The sequence below is a fragment of the Agathobaculum sp. TL06 genome, from assembly GCF_054658635.1.
Window position 1 is genome coordinate 1 of record NZ_BAAGGY010000024.1, and the last position, 22,836, is coordinate 22,836.

A 22,836-nucleotide genomic window follows, 5' to 3' on the forward strand; every position below is an offset into this window, starting at 1 on the left:
AGGCAGCGCGCTTATCAATATATCTATAGAATGGGCAAAGCATAAAAACTTGCATGGACTAATGCTTGAAACCCAGGACAATAACCTTATAGCTTGTAAATTCTATCATAATTGTGGTTTCAAAATCGGCTCCGTCGATACTATGTTATACGCCAACTTTGAAAACAACTTTGAAAAAGCTGTTTTCTGGTATTTAAGGTTTTAGAATGCAAGGAACAGTGAATTGGAGTTCGTCTTGTTATAATTAGCTTCTTGGGGTATCTTTAAATACTGTAGAAAAGAGGAAGGAAATAATAAATGGCTAAAATGAGAATATCACCGGAATTGAAAAAACTGATCGAAAAATACCGCTGCGTAAAAGATACGGAAGGAATGTCTCCTGCTAAGGTATATAAGCTGGTGGGAGAAAATGAAAACCTATATTTAAAAATGACGGACAGCCGGTATAAAGGGACCACCTATGATGTGGAACGGGAAAAGGACATGATGCTATGGCTGGAAGGAAAGCTGCCTGTTCCAAAGGTCCTGCACTTTGAACGGCATGATGGCTGGAGCAATCTGCTCATGAGTGAGGCCGATGGCGTCCTTTGCTCGGAAGAGTATGAAGATGAACAAAGCCCTGAAAAGATTATCGAGCTGTATGCGGAGTGCATCAGGCTCTTTCACTCCATCGACATATCGGATTGTCCCTATACGAATAGCTTAGACAGCCGCTTAGCCGAATTGGATTACTTACTGAATAACGATCTGGCCGATGTGGATTGCGAAAACTGGGAAGAAGACACTCCATTTAAAGATCCGCGCGAGCTGTATGATTTTTTAAAGACGGAAAAGCCCGAAGAGGAACTTGTCTTTTCCCACGGCGACCTGGGAGACAGCAACATCTTTGTGAAAGATGGCAAAGTAAGTGGCTTTATTGATCTTGGGAGAAGCGGCAGGGCGGACAAGTGGTATGACATTGCCTTCTGCGTCCGGTCGATCAGGGAGGATATCGGGGAAGAACAGTATGTCGAGCTATTTTTTGACTTACTGGGGATCAAGCCTGATTGGGAGAAAATAAAATATTATATTTTACTGGATGAATTGTTTTAGTACCTAGATTTAGATGTCTAAAAAGCTTTAACTACAAGCTTTTTAGACATCTAATCTTTTCTGAAGTACATCCGCAACTGTCCATACTCTGATGTTTTATATCTTTTCTAAAAGTTCGCTAGATAGAGTTCTATATTAGAGATGTAAAGAGTTTTGGTGAAGAGGTTTGTGAGTATGGCTTTTATAACCAGGGTGCAATGAGAAGCACTAACAGCAGCTAGCTTAAGAACGCATAGGATATACTTTTTATGGAAGTCACAGAGGAGGAATAAAATTTGAACAGGATTAACAGAGTAACCTCTATTCTTATTCAGCTGCAATCAAAAAAAATAATTCCTGCCAAAGAAATTGCACAGCGATTTAATATAAGCTTAAGGACAGTTTACAGAGATATCCGGACACTTGAAGAAGCCGGAATACCAATTGGATCTGAGGCCGGAAAAGGATATTTTCTTGTAGAGGGCTTCCTACTTCCGCCGGTAATGTTTACAGCGGCGGAAGTGGGTGCATTGATTACAGCAGGGAAATTTTTAAATTGCCATGGAGATGAATCATTTATAAAGGATTTTGATTCAGCTATGTATAAAATCACACGACTTCATCACTCAAATGTAATTCTTCTATCGGCGTGTTTTCATATTTCCGATTGTTGGTAAGGCCGAGCAGATAGTCAACGGACACCTGATAGAAGTCTGCCAGCTTCAACAGGCTGCCGTGATTGATTTCCTTGTATTCATCGTTGTCGTTTTCATAGCTGCCGAGGGCTGATTTTGAAATGCCGGTTTTCTGCGCCAATTCTTCCAGATTTAAGCCCTGTTCCACCCGTAAATCTTTCAGGCGTTCCTGTACGGAAATGCGGGTTTTCATAGATACATCGCTCCTTCCTGCGGCTGGCTGCCGCCGTCAATTTCATTATACCATACCCGTTCCGCAATCGTGGAAATTTTCGATTTTGGGGCGGTTTTCCTACTTTGTGGATATACGGGAGAAGGCTCAAAAATGTGCCATAATGGGCTTAGTTCATCGATGGATTATTCCAATCGAATGACCGGCCTGTATGGGATATGCTCCCCGGCGATGTAGCGCAACGACTTGCGGCAGGGAAATGGAGGAACCATGACCGCAACGAGCGTACCAAAGGGAGCGAAACGCCGTTGTGAGAGCCAGGGGCAGGAACGACATCAGGGAGAACCGGCGAAAATGAACACCGAATTGATACCGAAACACAACAATCCGATAGGGCATAGTCTACCCTATCCATAATACTACGGGGGATTTCCGGGCGGCTCTATGGCCGCTTTTTCCTTGAAAATCGCCCCGAAACACGACACTAAAATCTGCTATCCGTCTATTGCGGCTGTTACGGCTGAAATGGGCGGATTTTTGTTTAAGGAGGCACCATGCCGAGAATGCCGAAAAAGAGGAAGCTGGAACTGTCTTTCTTCCTCAATGAACGGGGGCGGGTAACGTACAACGACCTTTGCCGGAAATGCCAGCGCACTTGCAAGCAGAGTTTCCGGGCGGTCATTGTGGACTGCCCCTATTATCTTTCCAAACGCTCAAAACGAAAAGTAAAGGAGGACACCGATTGAATGGAAGTTGAATTTATGACCGCAGACACCGCCCTACCGCCCTGTATGCCGCTGCCGAGAGCCATGCTGCGGCTCCCGATCAGCAGCACCGCAAAGGTCATGTACGCCCGGATGTTGGATATTGTTTTCTTGTCAGGTATAGAGGACGCCAACGGGATTTTGTTTATCCATTTCCCTATCGTGGAACTGGCGGCGGCACTTGCCCGCAGCACCATGACCGTGAAGCGTTCCCTGAATGAATTGGAGGACGCCGGACTGATACTGCGAGTGCGTCAGGGCTTCGGGGAACCCAACAAAATATATGTACTCATTCCGAAGAAGGAGGCCAGCCGCCGATGAATGAAAAGCTGGAAAAACTCAATCAGGAGATAGAGAAAACGGAAAAGAAGCTGCGCTGGGCGCAACAGGAGGAAAAGCGTCTGACCCATCAGGCTAAGGCGCTGACCCGGAAGGAACGGACGCACCGGCTTTGCACCAGAGCCGCCATGCTGGAAAGCTACCTTCCCCACCCGGAAGCCATCACGGATGAACAGGTCAGTTTGTTCTTGAAGCTGCTGTTCCGGAAGGACAGCACCCGGCAGCTTATGGAAAAAGTGTTCGCCGGAAACGGCACAGAGAAGGAGGGCGCAGAATGAAGATGGATTTTTCAAAAGACGAGTTGGCTATGGTCTATCAGTACGCCGCCGGTACGAAGGAAGAAACTCTTGCGGGGCTGAAAGAAATCGTGCCGGTTATCCGTGACCGGCAGACAAGGGAGATTGTGGAGAATACCATCCGAAAGCTGGACGCCATCCCGGAGCCGGAGTGCCGCCGCTTTATCGCTGATACGAAGCAGCGGTTTATCCAGAAGCGGGACAATTCCATCCGGCGCAGGCTTGCCGAAGCCAAGGCACAGGCGAGGGCGGAAAAGCCACATCCCAAGAGAAAACAGCCAGACCGGGAACGGTCATAATTGCTTCCAGAGCCGCAGCCCGTGGACTGCCCCTCTGAAAGAGGGCGCAACTATACACCACCTGAAGGTAGTGTGTTGCGCCCTGCCGGGGGCTTCCTGCGGAAAGCGGATGATTGCCCGCAGCGTTCCGGCTCCTGTCAATCATCACAGAGGAAGCTACACTTCCCCTGCGCTGGCTGACGCCAGCTACCCCTTTGTGTACTTGCCGCCCGGGAACACCTTGCACTGCAAGCTGTTCCCGTCCAGCAAGTTTTACAATAGGCCGCTATACTTTTCTGAAACGATGAGGTATAATGAAGTCAACGACAAATTGGAATTTGGAGGGGATATAGCAATATGAAAAACAATAGATACTTAACTGTTGGCTTATTAACAGGATTTATTGTTGGTGGTTGCATAGGTGTGTTGGCATGGGCGTTTTTGCAAAATCTTTTTGCCATTCCTATTTGTGCAAGTATCGGAATGTTGATTGGAATTGTTATAGGCACGGTGATTGATTATGAAAAAACATCAAAAGAAATAGATAAAATAGATGATTCCTTAAAGGGAAAATCCTAATTTATCGGGCCACCCTGATCCGAACTTTCAAAACTGAATACCAGCCACCCACCGGCGGCACCACCGAGCAGGAAATCTTGAAACAGGTTCCCTGCTCTTTTTATGCCCGGACACCGGGAGAAAGGAGGACGTGACTTGCCATGCCCGCACTTTGATGTGAAAATCATCCAGCGCAGCAAGCGCCAGTCAGCCGTTGCGTCTGCCGCCTACCAGAGCGGGGAACGGCTGTTTTCCGAATACGACCAGAAACAGAAATACTATTCCCATAAAAGCGAAATCGTCCACACCGAAATCATGCTGCCGCCCCATGCCCCGCCGGAATACGCAGACCGGAATACCTTGTGGAACGCCGCCGAAGCCATCGAGAAGCAATGGAACTCCCAGCTTGCCCGGAGGTTTGTGCTTGCCATTCCGAGGGAACTTCCCCGGTCACAGTACGCCGACCTTATCCGGGACTACTGCCGGGAGTTTTTTGTTTCCAAGGGCATGATTGCCGACTTTGCCATCCATGACAAGGGGGACGGAAATCCCCACGCCCACATCCTGCTTACCATGCGGGCAATGGACGAACAAGGCAAGTGGCTCCCAAAGAGCCGGAAGGTTTATGACCTTGACGAGAACGGCGAGCGTATCCGGCTTGCGTCCGGCAGATGGAAAAGCCACAAGGAGGACACCGTGGACTGGAACGACCAGAAGTACGCCGAGATATGGCGGCAGGGCTGGGCTGACACGGCGAACCGCTATCTGGAAGCCATCGGCAGCCCGGAGCGCCTTGACCTTCGTTCCTATGCCCGACAGGGGATTGATAAAATCCCCACCGTCCACATGGGGCCAGCGGTCAGCCAGTTGGAGAAGAAAGGCATACAGACCAACATCGGCAACCTGAACCGGGACATCAAAGCCGCCAATTCCCTCATGCAGTCTATCCGGCAGATGGTACGCAGCTTAAAGGGCTGGCTGTCCGGCCTGAAAGAGAAAAAGGCAGCGCTGCTGGAAGTGCTGGAACAGGCAAAGGAGCCGACCATCCCCGAACTGCTTTCCCGGTATCTGGATATGCGGAGCGAGGAACGCACCGGCTGGACTTCCAAGGGGAAGCTGAAAGGCACTGTTGGCGATTTCAACAAGGTCATGGAAGCCCTTGACTTCCTGCGGCAGAAAGAGATCTCCACCGTGGAGAGCCTTGACGCCTATCTGGATAAGGTCAGCGGGGAGATACTTTCTGCCAAAACCGACATCCGAAAATCGGAACGCCGGATAAAGGCCATCGACACCACCCTTTCCCATATCGCCAACCACGGAGCCTACAAAGAGGTTTACAAGAAATACGCTTCCATCGGCTGGAAAACCCGAAAGGAGAAGTTTGCCGCCGAACACCGGGAGGAACTGGACGCCTACCTTGCCGCAAAGCGTTTCTTCAAAGCCCATCAGGAGGAATTGCCCTTCGATGCGAAAGAGTTAAAGAAAGAACGGGCGCAGCTTTCCGAGGAACTGTCTAAAAAAAATGAGGGATTGCAGGCGGTTCAGGCGGATATGAAGCTGCTGCGGGATGTGCGCTACTGGATAAACCATGTGCTGCCGCCCGACCAGCGCCGTGTTGTGCCGGAGCCGGGAAAGAAGCCGTCCATCAACGAACAATTAAGCTGGAAGATTGAGGGCGCAAAACAGCGGGAAGAACAGAAACGCCAGCAGCCCCGCCGCCAGCAAAAACAGGATATGGAACTTTAACCAATCAGGCGCTTGCCTTTTCTTTGTGAGAATGGCAGGCGCTTTTTCTATTTTCAGGAGGATTTGCCTATTGAACGTATTTGAAGCCGTGAAGCAGTCTGTTTCCACCCGGCAGGCCGCCGAGCATTACGGTATCCGGGTAGGGAGAAACGGGATGTGCGTCTGCCCTTTCCATGACGATAAAAACCCCAGCATGAAGGTTGACCGGCGTTTCCATTGCTTCGGCTGTCAGGCAGACGGGGATGTGATTGACTTTGTTTCCCGTCTGGAAAACGTCAGCCCCAAAGAAGCCGCCCTCATGCTGGCGCAGGACTTCTCCATCCCCTATGAGGACAGGGAGCCGCCAAGCAGGAGCCGCCCGAAGCGGAAGCCACGTCAGGAAAGCCCGGAACATCAATTTAAGCGCATGGAGCGCCACTGTTTCCGGGTACTGTCCGACTATCACAATCTGCTGCGCTGCTGGAAGCGGGACTATGCCCCAAAGACGCCGGAGGAAGAATGGCACCCGCTTTTCGTGGAAGCCTTGCAGAAACAATCCCATGTGGAATATCTGCTGGATGTGCTGCTGTTCTCCGACATAGGGGAACGGGCTGCCCTGATTGCCAGCTACGGAAAGGAAGTGAGGAACCTTGAGCGGAGAATGGCAGACCTTGCCGCCAGAACTGCGGCAGGCCGTGACGGACACCATCGAAGCCGCACCCCCGCCCCGGAGCGTTGAGGAAGTGAAAGCCATGCTGGAGGGCACCGAGAAAGGCGGCGTGCGGAACAGTATCCACAACTGCCTGACCGTGTTCCAGTATGACCCCATTCTTTCCGGGGCGGTTGCAAAAAATCTCCTGACCGAGCGTATTGACCTTCTAAAGCCCATCGGCAGGAAACGCAGAACCGGCAGCAAGGCCATGACCGACACGGACATGAAATATATCCGGCTGTATCTGGAAGATACCTACGGCCTGACAAGCGAGAAAAAGATAGCAGACGCCGCTGATCTGGCCGCAGACGCCAACAGCTACCATCCCATCCGGGACTACCTGAACGGCCTTGTCTGGGACGGGAAAGAGCGTATCCGCTACTGCCTGCGTCACTTTCTGGGAGCCGACACAGACAACTTCACTTACCATTCCCTGCGGCTGTTCCTGCTGGGAGCCATCCACCGGGCATTCTGCCCCGGCTGTAAGTTTGAGGTCATGCTCTGTCTGGTTGGCGGTCAGGGAGCCGGGAAATCCACCTTCTTCCGGCTGCTGGCCGTAAAAGACGAGTGGTTTTCCGATGATTTGCGGAAGTTGGACGATGATAACGTGTACCGCAAGCTACAAGGCCACTGGATAATTGAAATGTCGGAGATGATTGCCACCGCAAACGCCAAGAGCATAGAGGAAATCAAGTCATTTTTAAGCCGCCAGAAGGAGGTCTATAAAATCCCCTACGAAACCCACCCGGAGGACAGGCTGCGGCAATGCGTGTTCGGCGGGACTTCCAATGCGCTGGACTTCCTGCCCCTTGACCGTTCCGGGAACCGGCGCTTCCTGCCGGTCATGGTCTACCCCGGACAGGCCGAGGTACACATTTTGGACGATGAAGCCGCTTCCAGAGCCTATCTGGAACAGGTATGGGCGGAAGCCATGACAACCTACAAAAGCGGCGATTTTAAGCTGTCTTTTACACCCGAAATGATACAGTACCTCAAAGAACACCAGCGGGATTTCATGCCGGAGGACACCAAGGCCGGGATGATACAGGCGTACCTTGACCGCTACACTGGCAGCGCCGTATGCTCTAAGCAGCTTTTCAAGGAAGCCCTGAACCACCCCTTTGACGAGCCGAAGCAATGGGAAATCCGGGAAGTCAACGACATCATGAACCACTGTATCACGGGATGGAAGTATTTCTCCAATCCCCGGATATTTGAAGGGTACGGCAGGCAAAAGGGCTGGGAACGAGAAGCCCCGGCAACGGGCGCTGACAACGGGCGTGAAAAAACGCCGGACGGATTTGTGGAAGTCACGGAGCAGATGGAACTTCCCTTCTGAATAATCCGGAGAAATCACAGCCGGTTGCCGACCCCGTTGCTATCCCGTTGCCGAGCCGGTTGCCGGGAAAAAGACCGTAACTGCGGGCTTTTCTCCCCTCTGACAACCAAAGCAACAGAAAAATAAAAGAAAAAGTAAATAAACAGTAACCCGCCAGACAGAGATTGTTTTCGAGGTTTTTTGAAGACCGTTGCCGGACTTCGTTGCCGACCTTCTCCTGTCTGGCTTATTTTATTTATGGAGGTAACTGCCTATGGCAAAAAGCAAAACTGAAATCCATGTCACAACGGTATTTGACGGCGAACTGGACGCTACGGATGTTTTCGTGAGCCTGATTGCACAGAAATACAGCCAGAGAAATAATAAAGAATATCTTGCGAAAAAGCAAGATTTAGAGTATAATAAAGACAAGGTTCAGAGTGACCGTGTTCCGTCTGGATTGTGCGGGTAAACGGTTATGATGAACGGAATGGAATATACAGGCATGGACGCAATACTGGCGGGCAGCTTCCGGGCGGCTATCTATTGCAGGCTTTCCAAGGACGATGACCTTGACGGGGAGAGCGCCAGCATTGCAAACCAGCGGGATATGCTGGAAACCTACTGCGAGAAGCAGGGATGGGAGGTTGTTGCAGTCTATCAGGACGATGGCTACACGGGGCTGAACATGGAGCGCCCCGACCTGAAACGGATGTTGAAAGCCATCGAGCGCAGGCAGATAAACCTTGTGGTCACGAAAGACCTATCCAGACTGGGTAGGAATTACTTGCAGACCGGCTTCCTGATTGAAGATTTCTTCCCCCGCCACGGCGTCCGGTATATCGCCATGAATGACGGTATCGACACCATGCGGGACAACAACGACATTGCGCCGTTCAAGAACATCCTCAACGAGATGTACAGCAAGGACATTTCCAAGAAGGTTCATTCCTCTTATCTGCTGAAAGCGCAGAAAGGCCAGTTTACCGGCTGCCTTGCCCCCTTCGGGTATCGGAAAGACCCGGAGGACAAAAACCATCTGCTGATTGATGAGGAAACGGCCCCCATTGTCCGGCGTCTGTTTGCGTGGGCGCTGGAAGGACACGGCCCCAACTACATCCGGCGCAGGCTGGAAGAAGAAAAAATCCCATGCCCGACCTACTGGAACCGGGTGCGGGGCTTTCGGAACGTGTCAACCAAGTGGGAAAAGAAAGACCCGGTAAACGGGCGGTATATGTGGGATTTCTCCGTGATTAAGGACATCCTGATGAACCCCGTCTACACCGGCGCTATCGCTTCCCAGAAGAAGGAATACCGCTTCAAAATCGGCACCATCGGGGAGAAGAAGCCGGAGGACTGGATTGTGGTGGAGAACCAGCATGAGCCGCTTGTTGACCGCAAGACCTTTGACATCGTGCAGCGCAAGCTGAAATCCCGGCAGCGCCCCCGCCAGACCGGGGAAATCAGCCTGTTTGCGGGGCTTATCAAGTGCGGCGAGTGCGGGAAGTCGCTGACGATCCGCTACACCAACGACAAGCACCCGAAGCAGATTTATTCCTGTAAGACCTACAACGCCTACGGGAAACAGCACTGTACCCAGCACCGGGTTGAGTACGACACCCTTTACAGCCTTGTACTGAACAAAATCCGGGAGTGCGCCAGAGCCGCCCTGATGGACGGGGAAGCCGTTGCCGGGAAGCTGACCGATACCTGCGAAGCAGAGCAGAAAGGCCAGCGGGAAGCATTGGAGCGTTCCCTTACCAAAGACGAGGAACGGATTGACGTTCTGGAAAAGATGGTGCTGCGGCTGTATGAGGACATGGTTGCCGGACGTATCAGCGAAGCGAACTTCAATCTGCTGATGGAAAAGACGCAGGCGGAACAGGCCGAGTTGAAGGCAAGGGTTGAGGAAGGCCGGAAAAAGCTGGCCGATGAAATCCGGCTTGCGTGTGACGCCCGCCAATGGGTGGAAGCCATTCAGGAATACGCCGACATCACGGAACTGGACGCCGCCACCTTAAACCGCCTGATTAAAGAAATCGTTGTCCATGAGAGTATAGACAGCGATAAGACAAGACACATTTCTATCGAAATTCATTTCAATCTCAAACCCATCCCGGAAGTGGAGCAGGTCACGGCCTGACCTGCCCCCGCCGGGGCGGTTCTTAAAAACTCCATAGATATTTCTTGACACGCCGCCGCCCGCCATCGAGCCGTTTTCCTACACCTATTTGGGGATAAAACAGCTCATGGCCGGCGCTGGCGTAGCCATCGTGGGCATGGTGCTGGTGCCCCTGCTCTCCGGCCTGTTTGCAACCTGATGGGACGCATCAAGGCTGCGTCCGACCCTGTGGGGCCGGGCGCGGCCCTCTCCCAACTGAACAGTCTGAGAGGAGGTACACCGATTGGATTTCCTGGTGCAAGCCCTTACCGACTGGCTGAAGGAGATTCTGGTGGGCGGCATCATGGGCAACCTGTCCGGGATGTTCAACACGGTCAATCAGAAGGTCGGTGAGATTTCCACCCAGGTCGGCTTGACCCCCCAGGCGTGGAACGGGGACGTATTTGACATGGTACACAGTCTGTCCGAGACAGTCATGGTCCCCATTGCCGGGGTCATTCTGGCCTTTGTGATGACGCTGGAACTCATCCAGCTCATTGTAGACAAGAACAATTTTCACGACATTGAAAGCGCGGCCTTTTTCAAGTGGATCTTCAAGAGCGCCTGCGCCATCCTCATTGTCACCAACACCTGGGATATTGTGATGGGGATTTTCGATCTGGCTCAGGGCGTGGTACAGAACGCCTCCGGGGTCATTGTGGGGGACGCCGCCATCGACATCTCCAGTATTACAGCAGACCTGGAGACCCGGCTGATGGAGATGGACCTGGGGCCGCTGGTCGGCCTGTGGTTCCAGTCCCTCTTTGTGGGCATTACCATGTGGGCGCTGGTCATTTGCATCTTCCTCGTCACCTTCGGGAGGATGATTGAGATATATCTGGTCACGTCCATTGCGCCCATCCCCATGGCTACCATGATGAATCACGAATGGGGACAGATCGGTCAGAATTACCTGCGCAGCCTGTTAGCCCTGGGCTTCCAGGCGTTTCTTATCATTGTCTGCGTGGGCATCTACGCCGCCCTGGTGCAGAACATCGCCCTGGACGGCGACATCATCTACGCCATCTGGACGTGCATGGGCTACACGGTGCTGCTCTGCTTCACCCTGTTCAAGACCAGCAGCATGGCCCGCTCCATCTTCAACGCCCATTGATGGAGGGACGATGCTGAAACTTATCTCCATCAAATTGTCCGACGCCAACGCATTTGTGGCCGCCCACCACCGGCACCACCGGTCTGTGACCGGCCACAAGTTTTCCCTGGGGTGTGAACAGGACGGGCGGCTGGTGGGGGTCGCCATTGTGAGGCGGCCCGTGAGCCGGTATCTGGACGATGGCAAGACCCTGGAGGTCAACCGCCTGTGTACCACTGGGGAGAAAAACGCTTGCAGCTTTCTCTACGGCGCGGCGGCCAGGGCAGCCAAGGCGCTGGGGTATCAGAGGATTATCACCTACACCCTGGACACGGAACCCGGCACCAGTCTCCGGGCGGTGGGCTGGACCTGCGCCGGACTGGCAGGAGGGGAACGCTGGACCGGCCAGCGCCGCCCGGCTGTGGATTTGTACCCGCCGCAAAAGAAGCTGCGCTATGAAAAGGAGCTATAATCAGGACCCATATTACATTTATAAGGATGTGTTGTAAATGGCCTATGTTCCGGTCCCCAAGGACCTGACAAAAATCAAATCCAAGGTCGCTTTCAATTTGACCAAGCGGCAGCTGATCTGCTTCGGCGGCGGCGCGCTCATCGGCGTACCGCTGTTCTTTTTATGCCGGAGCGGCCTGGGCACCAGCACCGCCGCCCTGCTCATGGTGCTGGTCATGCTGGCCTTCTTTTTTCTGGCGATGTACGAGCGCAACGGCCAGCCCATGGAGAAGGTGGCGCTGCAATTCCTGCGGCTCCACTTCCTGCGCCCCAAGAAGCGGCCTTACCGGACCAACAACTTCTATGCCGTCCTTGCGCGGCAGGACCGATTAGATCGGGAGGTGTATCACATTGTTCAAGGCAAGCAAGCAGACCTCCGCCGGGGCAGACGCCCAGCCCCGGCGGAAGCTGACCAGGGCGCAGCGCCGGGAGATCGACGCGGCCATCCGCAGGGCGGCCCGGACCGATAAAAAGGAGCTGTCCGCCCAGGACAGTATCCCCTATCAGCGGATGTGGCCGGACGGCGTGTGCCGGGTCACGGATACCTACTACACCAAGACGGTGCAGTTCCAGGACATCAACTACCAGCTCAGTCAGAACGAGGACAAGACGGCCATCTTCGAGGGGTGGTCGGACTGCCTCAACTACTTTGACAGCTCCATCCGCTTCCAGTTCTCCTTCCTTGATCTGGCCGCCACCAGGGAGAACTACGAAAAGCGCATTGTAATCCCGCCCCAGGGGGACAGCTTTGACAGCATCCGGGCGGAGTACACCGCCATGCTCCAGAACCAACTCGCCAGGGGCAACAACGGCCTTGTCAAGACCAAGTACCTCACCTTCGGCGTGGAGGCGGAGAGTATCAGGGCGGCCAAGCCCCGGCTGGAGCGCATCGAGACGGACATCATCAACAACCTCAAACGTCTGGGGGTGGCGACTACGCCGCTCAACGGCGCGGAGCGGCTTCGCCTGCTCTACGATATGTTCCACATGGATGAGCCGGAGCCCTTCCGCTTCTCCTGGGACTGGCTGGCCCTCTCCGGTCTGAGCACCAAGGATTTCATTGCCCCGTCCTCCCTGGAGTTCCCCGGCAGCCGGGCCTTCCGCATGGGCCGGAAATGGGGGGCGGTGTCCTTCCTGCAAATCCTGGCCCCGGAGCTCAATGACCGTATTCTGGCGGATTTTCTGGATATGGAGTCCAGTCTTGTGGTGTCCATGCACATCCAGTCTGTGGATCAAGTCAGCGCCATCAAGACCATCAAGCGGAAGATCACCGATCTGGACCGCACGAAAATCGAGGAACAGAAAAAAGCGGTGCGCTCCGGGTATGACATGGACATCATCCCATCGGACCTGGCTACCTACGGCGCGGAGGCCAAGAAGCTGCTGCAAGACCTCCAGAGCCGGAATGAGCGGATGTTCCTGGTGACATTCCTGCTGATGAACACGGCGGACAGCCGGAAGCAGCTGGACAATAACCTGTTTCAGGCCAATTCCATCGCTCAGAAGCACAACTGCCGTCTGATTCCCCTGGACCTCCAGCCGGAGGAGGGGCTGATGAGCTGCCTGCCCCTGGGCCTTAACCAGATCGAAATTCAGCGGGGCCTCACCACCAGCTCCACCGCCATCTTTGTCCCCTTTACCACCCAGGAGCTGTTTCAGACCAGCCCGGAGGCGCTGTACTACGGCATCAACGCTCTGTCCAACAATCTTATCATGGTGGACCGGAAGCTGCTGAAAAACCCCAACGGCCTGATTCTCGGCACCCCAGGCTGCTTCGCCGGGGAGACCCGTATCCGCATGGCAGACGGCTCCGTTGCCAGCTTCGCGGAGCTGGTGGAACAGGGCGTCACATCGGCCATGGTGCAAGCCTATCACGAGGAGACCGGCCAAATTGTGGCGGCCAGAGCCAGGGACATCCGGGTGGAGAAGTACACGGATGAGCTCTGGACCATCCATCTGGAGGACGGGGACGCTCTGCGCTGTACCGGCACCCACCTCATTATGGACGGCGGCGGCCAATATGTGGAGGCAAAGCACATCCGGGAGGGCCAGCGTCTCAGCGGAAGTCACATGGTCGTCCGGGTATCGGTCCAAAAGCTGGCGGAGAAGATCCCGGTCTATGACCTGTCCGTGCCCCGGTATCTGAACTTTGTCCTGGAAAACGGCCTTGTCGTCCACAACAGCGGCAAGTCCTTCTCCGCCAAGCGGGAGATTACCAACGTGTTCCTGGTAACGGAGGACGACGTGCTGATCTGCGACCCGGAGGACGAGTACGCCCCCCTGGTCAAGCGCCTGGGCGGGCAGGTGGTGAAAATCTCCCCCACCAGCACCCAGTACGTCAACCCCATGGACATCAACCTCAACTACTCGGACGACGACAACCCCCTGGCCCTCAAGGTGGACTTCCTGCTCTCCTTCTGCGACATCGTGGTGGGCAGCAAGGACGGCCTTCAGCCGGTGGAGAAAACCGTCATTGACCGCTGTGTGCGGAATGTGTACCGCCCCTATCTGGCGGACCCGGACCCGACCCGGATGCCCATTCTCCAGGACCTCTACGACGAGCTGCTGGCCCAGCCGGAAACGGAGGCCCAGCGCATCGCGGCGGCGCTGGAGCTGTATGTCACCGGCTCCCTCAACGTGTTCAACCACCGGACCAACGTGGAGCTGACCAACCGGCTGGTGTGCTTCAACATCAAGGAGCTGGGCAAGCAGCTCAAGCAGCTGGGGATGCTGGTCATTCAGGACCAGGTGTGGAACCGGGTCACAGTCAACCGGGCGGCGGGAAAGACCACCCGCTACTATGTAGACGAGTTCCACCTGCTGCTCAAGGGGGAGCTGGCAAGCTGGAGCGTGGAAATCTGGAAGCGATTTCGCAAATGGGGCGGCATCCCCACCGGGATCACGCAGAATATCAAGGATCTGCTGGCCTCCCGCGAGATCGAGAACATCTTCGAGAACTCGGACTTCATCTATATGCTCAATCAGGCGGCGGGGGACCGGCAGATTTTAGCCAAGCAGCTCAACATCAGCCCCCACCAGCTCTCCTATGTGACCCATTCCAGCGAGGGTGAGGGGCTGCTATTCTACGGCAACGTGATTCTGCCCTTCGTGGACCGCTTCCCCAAGGACACAGAGCTCTATGGGATTATGACCACCAAGCCCCAGGAGGTGTCCGGGTGAGAAAAGAGCCGCGCCTGCGTTTCACAAAAGAGGAACGGGAGGACCCGGTGCTGGAGAAACCCATCCGCCGGGCAGACAGGGCAGCAGCCAGGGCGGACAAGGCCCAGGCCGCCATCCCCAAGAAAACGGTCAAGGAGCTGGCTGTTGACCCGGACACAGGAGCGGTGACGGTACACCTCCGCTTTGAGGACAAAAAGAAGCCCCCCTCCAAGCTGACCCATACCCTTCGGGACGCCCCCGCCGATACCGTGCTGGGGGCTGTCCACCGGGAGATCAACGAGGTCCAGGAGGACAACGTAGGGGTGGAGACCGCCCACAAGTCGGAACAGGCGGCAGAGACCGCCGGGCGGCTGGTCCGGGAAGGGTATCACAGCCACAAGCTGCGCCCTTACCGGAAGGCCGCAGCGGCGGAGCGGAAGCTGGAAAAGGCCAATGTCAACGCCCTGTACCAAAAGAGCCTGCGGGAGAATCCCCAACTTGCCAGCAATCCCGTCTCCCGCTGGCGGCAGAAACAGGCTATCAAACAGCAGTATGCCGCCGCTCGGCGGGCCGGTCAGGCCGGGGCTGCCACAGGACAGGCCGCCGCCCAGGCCACCCATTCCGCCAAGGCGGCGGCCAAAAAGAGCAAGCAGACGGCGGATTTTGTGCGGCGGCACAAGAAGGGCTTCCTGGTCGCTGGCGGCCTGCTGCTGGCCGTTGCCTTTTTCCTCAACTGTCTGTCCTCCTGCTCCGTGTTTTTCTCCGGTGTCGGCGGTGGCGTCGCCGGTTCCACCTATCCCTCCACCGACGAGGCCATGCTGGGGGCCGAGGCCGCCTACGCCGGGATGGAAGCGGATCTGCAAGCCTATTTGGACAACTACGAGGCAAACCACTCCTATGACGAGTACCACTTTGACCTGGGGGAGATCGGCCACGACCCCTATGTGCTCATCTCCCTGCTCACCGCTTACCACCAGGGGGAGTGGACGCTGGAGCAAGTGCAACCCACTCTGGAAATGCTGTTCGACCGCCAGTATGTGCTCACGGAGACGGTGGAGGTGGAGACCCGCTACCGCACGGAGACCCGGACGGACAGCGAGGGCAATTCCCACACGGTCCAGGTGGCTTACGACTACTACATCTGCTATGTGACGCTGGAGGTCACAGACCTGTCCCACCTTCCGGTGTACCTGCTGGACGAGGACCGGCTGAGTATGTACGCCACCTACATGGCCACCCTGGGCAACCGCCCGGACCTGTTTCCCCAGGATCAATACCCCGGCGCGTCAGTGGTGGAGGACTACCTGGACTACGACGTACCCCCGGAGGCATTAGAGGATGAACAGTTTGCCGCTATGCTGGCCGAGGCGGAAAAGTACCTGGGCTTTCCCTATGTGTGGGGTGGGTCCAACCCGTCCACCTCCTTCGACTGCTCCGGCTTTGTCAGCTGGGTCATCAATCACTCCGGCTGGGACGTGGGCCGCCTGGGGGCCCAGGGCCTGTGCAACCTCTGCACCCCTGTCACCGCCGCCAACGCCAAGCCGGGAGACCTGGTGTTTTTCAAGGGCACCTATGACACGCCGGGGGTCTCCCACTGTGGCATCTATGTAGGCAACGGCATGATGATCCACTGTGGGTCCCCCATCTCCTATGCAAATCTGAATACGAGCTACTGGCAGGAGCACCTATACTGCTATGGCCGCCTGCCCTGAGAGGAGTGTTTTCATTGAATCCGAAAATTACAAAACTGCTGGCGGAGCGTGAGAAAAACGACGAGAAGATCGCCAAGCTCACCGCCCGCAACGAGGAAATTGACAAACAGGTGACGGAGCTGGAGAACCTGGACATTGTGGGTATGGTCCGCCGGGTGGGTATGACCCCGGACCAGCTGGCCGCTCTGATGGAGGCCGCCCGCCAATCCGGCCCGCTGCCAGTGCTGGCTGTCGGAGAGGAGGAACCTGAACATGATTAAGAGAAAAATGCGCCTGCTCACCGGCCTGCTGGCGGTAATGCTGTGCTGCGCCGCCCTGACCCCCGCTGCCTTTGCCTATGCCGACGACCCGGAGACAGCGGAGACCGCCGGGACGGTCCAGGAAACGGATACCCCGGAGGATGATGCCCCTGTGACCGGGGGCGCGGAGCCCCTTACCCCGGAGGGCAATTTGACCCTTGTGGACGACATCCAGGGGGAGGCCGCCGGAGACAAGCAGTTCATCACCGTCCAGACCAAGGCCGGGAACACCTTTTACATCATCATTGACCGGGCGGCGGACGGCGAGAACACAGTCTACTTCCTCAACGCCGTAGACGAGGCCGATCTGACGGCCCTCATGGAGGATGGGGAGCCCGCCGTCTGTGACTGCACCACCAAATGCGCCGCTGGGGCGGTGGACACCGCCTGCCCGGTGTGCGCTGTGAACATGACTGAGTGTGTGGGGCCGGAGCCGGAACCGGAACCGGAGCCCACCCCGGAGCCGGTAGAGGAACCGGCGGAGGAATCGGTTGGCCTCAACCCCGCCGTGCTGCTGGTGGTCCTACTGGTGCTGGGCGGAGGCGGCGCGTTTGCCTACTTCAAGCTGGTGAAGGGCAGGAAGGCCAGCACCAAGGGTCCCGACGATCTGGACGACTACGACTACGGCGAGGACGACGAGGAATACGAGGACAGTCTGGCCGATGATGAGGACGAGGACGGGGAGGGCAAGAGCACATGAGGACCTTCACCGACAGCCCCTATGAGCGGATGATGATGCAGGTCCCCCGCAGTCCCAGGCCGGTCCATCCGCCCCAGGCCCCCAAGGGCCACCCATGCCACGGCTGCAAGCGGTATGGGGAGGGCTGCGCCCTGCCCTGCTACCGGGGGATCAACCGGGCACCTGCGGCCACGGCATAACAAAAACGCCTGCAACCGGCAGGCGTTTGGTGCTGTTACAGCAGTTGTTTCAGTGTGTTTTGCAGTTCCGGCAGGTCCTCACTGATGATTTCCCATACCAGCATCAGATTGACCCCCTCATAGTCATGGACAATGCGATTGCGCAGGCCATACATCTCCCGCCAAGGGATTTCCGGGTGGGCTTTGGTAAAAGCGTCGTCAGCCACGCGGCACAGCTCCCCAAGCTGGCTGAGATTGAACACGCAAGCCTCCACCAATTTGATGTCCGCCGCAAAGCTGTCATAGGTGTAGCCCCGGCAATAGTCCAGGACTTTTGCCACATATCCAGCCATCTTCTGGACGACAATCTCATTTCTCATAGATTGTCACCCCGGTAGACCGGATTTCACGGTCAATCAGTGAGCCCTGTTCGATATGGGATATGTCGAACACATCTACCGGCATCCCGGCGGCTTGCCGGACATCCTCCATGAAACCCACAAATTTCAGGCCGCGCAGCTTGCTGTCCACCAGCAGGTCCAGATCGCTTTTCGCTGTCGCTGTGCCCTTGGCAACGGAGCCGAACAGGACGGCGCGTGAAATGCCATAGCGGTCAAAGATGGGGGTCAAAATGGACTGCACATCTGAGATTGAATGAACCATTTCAGCACCTCCTTGCAATTCCATTATACACGAGAATCCGGAAAGCGCAAACAGAAATTTGAAAAAGGAAGTGAAACCCATGCGCCTTGTGATTGCCGAAAAGCCCTCGGTGGCCCAACCGTTGGCCGCCGTCCTAGGGGCCGAACAGCGCCGGACGGGGTATTGGGAGGGCGGCGGCTGGCTGGTGAGCTGGTGCCTGGGGCATCTGGCGGAGCTGGCGGACGCCGCCGCCTACGACCCGGACTACGCCAAGTGGCGGCTGGAGGACCTGCCCATCCTGCCGGAGAGCTGGCGGTTTACCATCGCCAAGGACAAGCGGGACCAGTTTGACGTGCTGCGCACCCTTCTGCGGCGTGAGGACGTGGCCGAGGTGGTCAACGCCTGCGACGCTGGGCGGGAGGGCGAATTGATCTTCCGCACCGCCTATGCCCTGGCCGGCTGCTCCAAACCCATCTCCCGGCTGTGGATTAGCAGCATGGAGGACACGGCCATCCGGGAGGGCTTCGCCCATCTCCGCCCTGGCAGGGACTATGACGGGCTGCATCAGGCCGCCCTCTGCCGTGCCAAGGCGGACTGGCTGGTGGGCATCAACGCCACCCGGCTGTTCTCCCTGCTCTATGGCCGTACCCTCAACATTGGCCGGGTGGTGTCGCCCACCCTGGCCCTCATCGTCCAGCGGGAGGCGGAGATCGCCGCCTTCCAGCCGGAGCCCTTCTACACGGTGGAGTTGGACTGCGGCGGCCTCACCCTGACCGGGGACCGGAAGGCCAGCAAGAAGGAGGCCCTGGAGGCCGCCGCCCGGTGCCGGGGCAGCGCCGCCATGGTCCAGTCGGTGGAGCGGCAGGAGAAAGCGGAGAAGCCCCCCGCCCTCTACGACCTGATCACCCTCCAGCGGGAGGCCAACCGGACACTTGGCTACACCGCCCAGCAGACGCTGGACTACCTGCAAACCCTCTATGAAAAAAAGCTCTGTACTTACCCCCGGACAGACAGCCGGTATCTGACAGACGATATGGAGGCCGGAGTCCCGGCGCTGACCGCTGTGGCCGCCGCCCTCTGCGGCGTGGACGCGCCGGAGGTAGTGCTGGCCGGGCCGGTCTGCAACAGCGCCAAAGTCAGCGACCACCATGCCGTGGTGCCCACGGCCAGCGCGAACAAGATGGAGCTGGAGGCCCTGCCCATTGGGGAGCGGGAGGTGCTGCGGCTGGTGTCTTTGGGCCTGCTCCGGGCCGTCTGCCCGCCCTGTCGCTCTGCGGAGACCTGCATCACGGCGATGTGCGGCGGAGCCCTCTACACCGCCAAACGGAAGGAGGTCGTGTCTCCTGGCTGGAAGGTGTACGCGCAGACAGGGGACGCAGAAGCAGGGGGCGAGCCGGAGGATCTGGCCGAGGGCCAGTCTCTCCCGGTGGCCGCTGTCCAGGTCAAGGCAGGCAGGACCACGCCGCCCAAGCATTACACGGAGGACACTCTGCTCTCCGCCATGGAGACCGCCGGGGCCGGGGATATGCCGGAGGAGGCGGAGCGCCGTGGTATCGGCACACCGGCTACACGGGCCGCCACCCTGGAGAAGCTGGTGTCTGCCGGTTTTGTCCAGCGGAGAAAGGCCAAGAAGGTCGTCTCCCTCCTGCCCACACCCCTGGGCACGGCGCTCATCACGGTGCTGCCGGAACAGTTACAATCCCCCGCGCTGACCGCCGAGTGGGAGCACCGGCTGAAGGAGGTAGAGCGGGGCACGCTGACCGCAGAGAATTTCATGGCGGAGATTTCCGCCATGCTGCGGGAGCTGGTGGGGACGGTCCGCCCGGTGGAGGGCGGGAATGTGCTGTTCCCCTCGGAGCATGAGGCCGTGGGCCGGTGTCCCCGGTGCGGGAAGGCCGTTACCGAGCGGAAACAGGGCTTTTTCTGCGAGGATCGGGCCTGCGGCTTTGCCATTTGGAAAAACAACCGCTGGTGGGAAAACAGAAGGAAAACGCCCACCCGTGCCATCGTGGCGGCCCTGCTGAAAGACGGGAGAGCCCCTGTCACCGGCCTGTGGTCTGAGAAAGCGGGCAGGACCTACGACGCGGTAATTAAAATGACAGACCGACAAAAATATGTCACTTTTTCATTAGAGTTTTATTGATGCCTGTTCAAACTATGAAAAAGCCTTCAGCATGCTTAAAAGTGTAGACGGACACAATAGATGTGCTATAATAAAATAAAAGGGGGAGGCATTATGCACGAATCAAAAGTTAAAGAGGACATCAGTATAAGCTACATATCTGCAATATGTGCTCATGCTGGTATTGCTTACGAAATCTCAAGACACGATGATGATAGTACTGATGGCTTACTAAAAAAATGTATCGAAATAAATGACGGGAAAAAGTTTTATTCGGAATTGAGAATCCAATTAAAAGCGTCTTCATCTCCGTCACAGTATGAAGATAAGGGAGATTATATCAACTATAAGCTAAAAGTTAAAAATTATAATGACTTATGTTGCCCAGCCACAACCCCTATAATTTTGGGTCTATTGATTTTACCGGAGGACTATTCCGAATGGGTGCATTGGACGCAGGAAGATTTGTTAATTAAAGGATGTATGTACTGGGCCAGTTTTTCTGAAAAGCAAATGAGTGATAATTCAAATTGGGTAAGCATTAAATTGGACAAAAAGAATGTTCTTAATGGTAAGAGTCTTTTGTGCCTTTTGGATAAAATTGCAAAGGAGGGGGCGGTATGATATATTCAGTCGATTTTTTAGAATTAACTGAACAGATAAATCCTCTTGCTTTTGTTAAGTATCTAAAAGATACTGGATGGAACTCTTTTCAAATTATGCGAAAAAATATTAGAGTCTTTCAAAAAGAAATGGGGGGCGCTTTTCACCAAATTACACTACCCATGGACAAGCAGTTGTCCGACTATAAAGAAGCAATGTATCGTGCTGTAAAGACTGTATCTGAAGTTGAGTGCAGGTCTTTTGAACAGATTATGTTATATTTGCTTAATCCCAATACAGATATTCTAAAAATACGGCTGGACAAAAAGCAGATTGAAACTGGTAGCATTACTTTTGATGATGCAATAAGGATGTATGAGAATACTAAAAAACTATTAGCTGCAACGGCATTAGATATATTACATCCTAAGAAGTATCATCAGGGTAGAATTGATGACACAGTTTTGAATTTTTTATCAAATTGTAGATTTGGGCAAACAGAAATTGGCAGCTATGTTATTTCTGTTGTTTGCCCATTTGCTCAATTTAGTGAAGAGGAAGGATATAAACAACTAAGTATTTTTTCTGATGAGGAAGATTGCCAAAAATCATTAACAAGGAAGGTCACAAATCGCGTCATAAATAATTTGGTTTTAATAAAGAACCACATTGATGAAGGTGAAGAGCAACTGCTGGCAGAACCATCAGACCAAATAATCAGCGCCAATTTTTATGAGGCCCTCGTTGGATTGAATCTTGACTCAAAGGATTCAAATATCGAAATTATTGCTGAGTGGTCTCCCACAGTGAAGAACAAAGAATCAAAGACTAATCGAGTCTCGCTCACTCATGACTATTATCAACCAATAGTTGAAACTATTCGAAAATTAAAAGAGCAGACAAGTAAATCCACAAAGATAATTGGAAGAATAAAGAAACTTGAGTCTTCTCCAGATGTTAAAAAAAGGACAACTGGAAAGATCGCTGTGGTTTACTTGGATGAAAATGAAAAGCCTAGAACAGTTACCTCAGAATTAGAAAAGGCTGACTATGATAAGGCAATCGAGGCTCATGAGCGTGGCGCACATATTGAAATTGTTGGCGAACTTTCTGCTGGGAAAAAGGCATCAATTAAGTGCGAATCTTTTGGAATAATCGAATAAATTATAAAGGGGAGCAGTCAATCTATGATTGTTCCCCTTATATTTTAGGAAGGGTGCTAAGCATAGTTGACCGAACATCCTAATAATGAGCTATATTTGCGCATGACGGAGGCCCAGCTGCGCCGGGCCAGGCGGCTCATCCGATCCCTGTGTGCCAACTGCGACCATGGCAGCTGCCTGCTGCTGGATGACGGGTATGACCCCTGCGCCTGCCCGCAGATGCTGACCTGCTCTGTCCTCTGCCGCTACTTCCGCACCGCTGTCCTGCCGGGGGATCGGGAGCTGTATGGGGAGATCATGGGCATGGACCACCGCCGGCGCTGCCCGGAGTGCGGCCAGCCATTCCTGCCCCGGTCCCCCAACACCCGTTACTGCCCGGACTGTGCTGCAAGGCGCACCCGGCGGCACAAGCGGGCCTGGGCGGCCAAAAACCGGGGCAGAGCGTAGAAAAAGTGAGGCCGGAAGGCCCTGTATTTCCAAGGGTTTTTTGCCGCAAACGGCGCAGGGCATATCCTTTCACCCCGACCGCCCCAAATGCGACTGCTTTTTCTACACACCACCATCTACCACCCCCACACGGGAGGGA

27 protein-coding genes and 2 pseudogenes are annotated in these 22,836 nt (G+C 55.1%); 26 read left to right on the forward strand and 3 right to left on the reverse strand.

Annotation, left to right across the window (positions count from 1 at the left end; all coding sequences use genetic code 11):
• The 3 genes from ACYQ3S_RS13125 to ACYQ3S_RS13135 form a co-directional block, all read left to right on the forward strand.
• Positions 1-205: GNAT family N-acetyltransferase (locus ACYQ3S_RS13125; protein ID WP_459689710.1), on the forward strand; the 205-nt coding region annotated here is incomplete at its 5' end.
• A gap of 92 nt (positions 206-297) precedes the next feature.
• Positions 298-1,092: an aminoglycoside O-phosphotransferase APH(3')-IIIa gene (aph(3')-IIIa, locus tag ACYQ3S_RS13130; RefSeq protein ID WP_001096887.1), complete on the forward strand. Its 795-nt coding sequence runs from the start codon at positions 298-300 to the stop codon at positions 1,090-1,092.
• Between the two features lie 275 nt (positions 1,093-1,367).
• Positions 1,368-1,748: a helix-turn-helix transcriptional regulator gene (locus tag ACYQ3S_RS13135; RefSeq protein ID WP_434800617.1), complete on the forward strand. Its 381-nt coding sequence runs from the start codon at positions 1,368-1,370 to the stop codon at positions 1,746-1,748.
• Here the strand turns inward: ACYQ3S_RS13135 and ACYQ3S_RS13140 are convergent.
• A pseudogene (locus tag ACYQ3S_RS13140) lies at positions 1,684-1,959 on the reverse strand (helix-turn-helix domain-containing protein); the annotation flags it as partial. The gene ACYQ3S_RS13135 and the pseudogene ACYQ3S_RS13140 sit on opposite strands and share 65 nt — an antisense overlap.
• A gap of 533 nt (positions 1,960-2,492) precedes the next feature.
• Here ACYQ3S_RS13140 and ACYQ3S_RS13145 point away from each other — a divergent pair.
• The 19 genes and pseudogenes from ACYQ3S_RS13145 to ACYQ3S_RS13235 all read left to right on the forward strand — a co-directional run bounded on the left by ACYQ3S_RS13145 (position 2,493) and on the right by ACYQ3S_RS13235 (position 17,741).
• A complete protein-coding gene (locus tag ACYQ3S_RS13145) occupies positions 2,493-2,684 on the forward strand; it encodes a hypothetical protein (protein WP_171031583.1) in 192 nt (63 codons plus the stop codon).
• Entirely contained in the window at positions 2,685-3,023 is a 339-nt protein-coding gene (locus ACYQ3S_RS13150; RefSeq protein WP_033126276.1) for a DeoR family transcriptional regulator, read from the forward strand. It abuts the gene before it with no gap.
• Positions 3,020-3,319, forward strand: coding sequence for a DUF3847 domain-containing protein (locus ACYQ3S_RS13155; RefSeq protein ID WP_033126277.1), 300 nt, complete (start codon positions 3,020-3,022; stop codon positions 3,317-3,319). Before ACYQ3S_RS13150 ends, ACYQ3S_RS13155 begins: the two co-directional genes overlap by 4 nt.
• Positions 3,316-3,636: a transposon-transfer assisting family protein gene (locus ACYQ3S_RS13160; protein ID WP_052084072.1), complete on the forward strand. Its 321-nt coding sequence runs from the start codon at positions 3,316-3,318 to the stop codon at positions 3,634-3,636. Before ACYQ3S_RS13155 ends, ACYQ3S_RS13160 begins: the two co-directional genes overlap by 4 nt.
• Positions 3,637-3,972: 336 nt before the next feature.
• Positions 3,973-4,194, forward strand: coding sequence for a hypothetical protein (locus tag ACYQ3S_RS13165; RefSeq protein ID WP_033126279.1), 222 nt, complete (start codon positions 3,973-3,975; stop codon positions 4,192-4,194).
• 135 nt (positions 4,195-4,329) lie between these two features.
• Complete coding sequence (mobQ, locus tag ACYQ3S_RS13170) at positions 4,330-5,919, forward strand: MobQ family relaxase (RefSeq protein WP_033126280.1); 1,590 nt, start codon at positions 4,330-4,332, stop codon at positions 5,917-5,919.
• 70 nt (positions 5,920-5,989) lie between these two features.
• Positions 5,990-6,637, forward strand: a complete 648-nt coding sequence (locus ACYQ3S_RS13175; protein WP_173015420.1) for a CHC2 zinc finger domain-containing protein — start codon at positions 5,990-5,992, stop codon at positions 6,635-6,637.
• Between the two features lie 13 nt (positions 6,638-6,650).
• Entirely contained in the window at positions 6,651-7,949 is a 1,299-nt protein-coding gene (locus ACYQ3S_RS13180) for a virulence-associated E family protein (RefSeq protein WP_033126282.1), read from the forward strand.
• Positions 7,950-8,202: 253 nt separating this feature from the next.
• Positions 8,203-8,400: a hypothetical protein gene (locus ACYQ3S_RS13185; protein ID WP_033126283.1), complete on the forward strand. Its 198-nt coding sequence runs from the start codon at positions 8,203-8,205 to the stop codon at positions 8,398-8,400.
• A gap of 6 nt (positions 8,401-8,406) precedes the next feature.
• Positions 8,407-10,071, forward strand: coding sequence for a recombinase family protein (locus tag ACYQ3S_RS13190; RefSeq protein WP_033126284.1), 1,665 nt, complete (start codon positions 8,407-8,409; stop codon positions 10,069-10,071).
• Between the two features lie 91 nt (positions 10,072-10,162).
• Positions 10,163-10,249, forward strand: a pseudogene (locus tag ACYQ3S_RS13195) (Maff2 family mobile element protein); the annotation flags it as partial.
• Between the two features lie 84 nt (positions 10,250-10,333).
• Positions 10,334-11,203 (forward strand): VirB6/TrbL-like conjugal transfer protein, CD1112 family, encoded by an 870-nt coding sequence (locus ACYQ3S_RS13200; RefSeq protein WP_459689714.1) that lies wholly within the window; start codon positions 10,334-10,336, stop codon positions 11,201-11,203.
• 10 nt (positions 11,204-11,213) lie between these two features.
• Positions 11,214-11,654, forward strand: coding sequence for an XF1762 family protein (locus ACYQ3S_RS13205; RefSeq protein ID WP_459689715.1), 441 nt, complete (start codon positions 11,214-11,216; stop codon positions 11,652-11,654).
• Positions 11,655-11,691: 37 nt separating this feature from the next.
• Complete coding sequence (locus tag ACYQ3S_RS13210; protein WP_459689717.1) at positions 11,692-12,162, forward strand: PrgI family protein; 471 nt, start codon at positions 11,692-11,694, stop codon at positions 12,160-12,162.
• Positions 12,101-14,872, forward strand: coding sequence for a VirB4-like conjugal transfer ATPase, CD1110 family (locus tag ACYQ3S_RS13215; RefSeq protein ID WP_459689744.1), 2,772 nt, complete (start codon positions 12,101-12,103; stop codon positions 14,870-14,872). The genes ACYQ3S_RS13210 and ACYQ3S_RS13215 overlap by 62 nt, the downstream gene beginning before the upstream one ends.
• Positions 14,869-16,563 carry a C40 family peptidase gene (locus ACYQ3S_RS13220; RefSeq protein ID WP_459689719.1) on the forward strand — a complete coding sequence of 565 codons (1,695 nt, stop codon included), beginning with the start codon at positions 14,869-14,871 and terminating at the stop codon, positions 16,561-16,563. Before ACYQ3S_RS13215 ends, ACYQ3S_RS13220 begins: the two co-directional genes overlap by 4 nt.
• A gap of 14 nt (positions 16,564-16,577) precedes the next feature.
• Complete coding sequence (locus ACYQ3S_RS13225; protein WP_459689720.1) at positions 16,578-16,823, forward strand: DUF4315 family protein; 246 nt, start codon at positions 16,578-16,580, stop codon at positions 16,821-16,823.
• Positions 16,816-17,562 carry a DUF4366 domain-containing protein gene (locus tag ACYQ3S_RS13230; protein WP_459689721.1) on the forward strand — a complete coding sequence of 249 codons (747 nt, stop codon included), beginning with the start codon at positions 16,816-16,818 and terminating at the stop codon, positions 17,560-17,562. The genes ACYQ3S_RS13225 and ACYQ3S_RS13230 overlap by 8 nt, the downstream gene beginning before the upstream one ends.
• A complete protein-coding gene (locus tag ACYQ3S_RS13235; protein WP_459689722.1) occupies positions 17,559-17,741 on the forward strand; it encodes a hypothetical protein in 183 nt (60 codons plus the stop codon). The genes ACYQ3S_RS13230 and ACYQ3S_RS13235 overlap by 4 nt, the downstream gene beginning before the upstream one ends.
• Positions 17,742-17,776: 35 nt before the next feature.
• On the opposite strand, the gene ACYQ3S_RS13240 is transcribed toward ACYQ3S_RS13235, so the two are convergent.
• Entirely contained in the window at positions 17,777-18,100 is a 324-nt protein-coding gene (locus tag ACYQ3S_RS13240) for a HepT-like ribonuclease domain-containing protein (protein ID WP_087266139.1), read from the reverse strand.
• On the reverse strand, positions 18,090-18,383 hold the full coding sequence (locus ACYQ3S_RS13245; RefSeq protein WP_294475899.1) for a nucleotidyltransferase family protein: 294 nt from the start codon (positions 18,381-18,383) through the stop codon (positions 18,090-18,092). The genes ACYQ3S_RS13240 and ACYQ3S_RS13245 overlap by 11 nt, the downstream gene beginning before the upstream one ends.
• Before the next feature lie 79 nt (positions 18,384-18,462).
• Here ACYQ3S_RS13245 and ACYQ3S_RS13250 point away from each other — a divergent pair, with 79 nt between their 5' ends.
• From ACYQ3S_RS13250 to ACYQ3S_RS13265, 4 genes are all read left to right on the forward strand, one after another.
• Positions 18,463-20,505: a DNA topoisomerase gene (locus tag ACYQ3S_RS13250; protein ID WP_459689724.1), complete on the forward strand. Its 2,043-nt coding sequence runs from the start codon at positions 18,463-18,465 to the stop codon at positions 20,503-20,505.
• Between the two features lie 93 nt (positions 20,506-20,598).
• Complete coding sequence (locus ACYQ3S_RS13255) at positions 20,599-21,108, forward strand: DUF4365 domain-containing protein (protein ID WP_459689726.1); 510 nt, start codon at positions 20,599-20,601, stop codon at positions 21,106-21,108.
• Positions 21,105-22,250 (forward strand): hypothetical protein, encoded by a 1,146-nt coding sequence (locus ACYQ3S_RS13260; protein WP_459689728.1) that lies wholly within the window; start codon positions 21,105-21,107, stop codon positions 22,248-22,250. Before ACYQ3S_RS13255 ends, ACYQ3S_RS13260 begins: the two co-directional genes overlap by 4 nt.
• A 102-nt stretch (positions 22,251-22,352) precedes the next feature.
• On the forward strand, positions 22,353-22,697 hold the full coding sequence (locus ACYQ3S_RS13265; RefSeq protein ID WP_459689729.1) for a cysteine-rich VLP domain-containing protein: 345 nt from the start codon (positions 22,353-22,355) through the stop codon (positions 22,695-22,697).
• Positions 22,698-22,836: the final 139 nt, after the last annotated feature.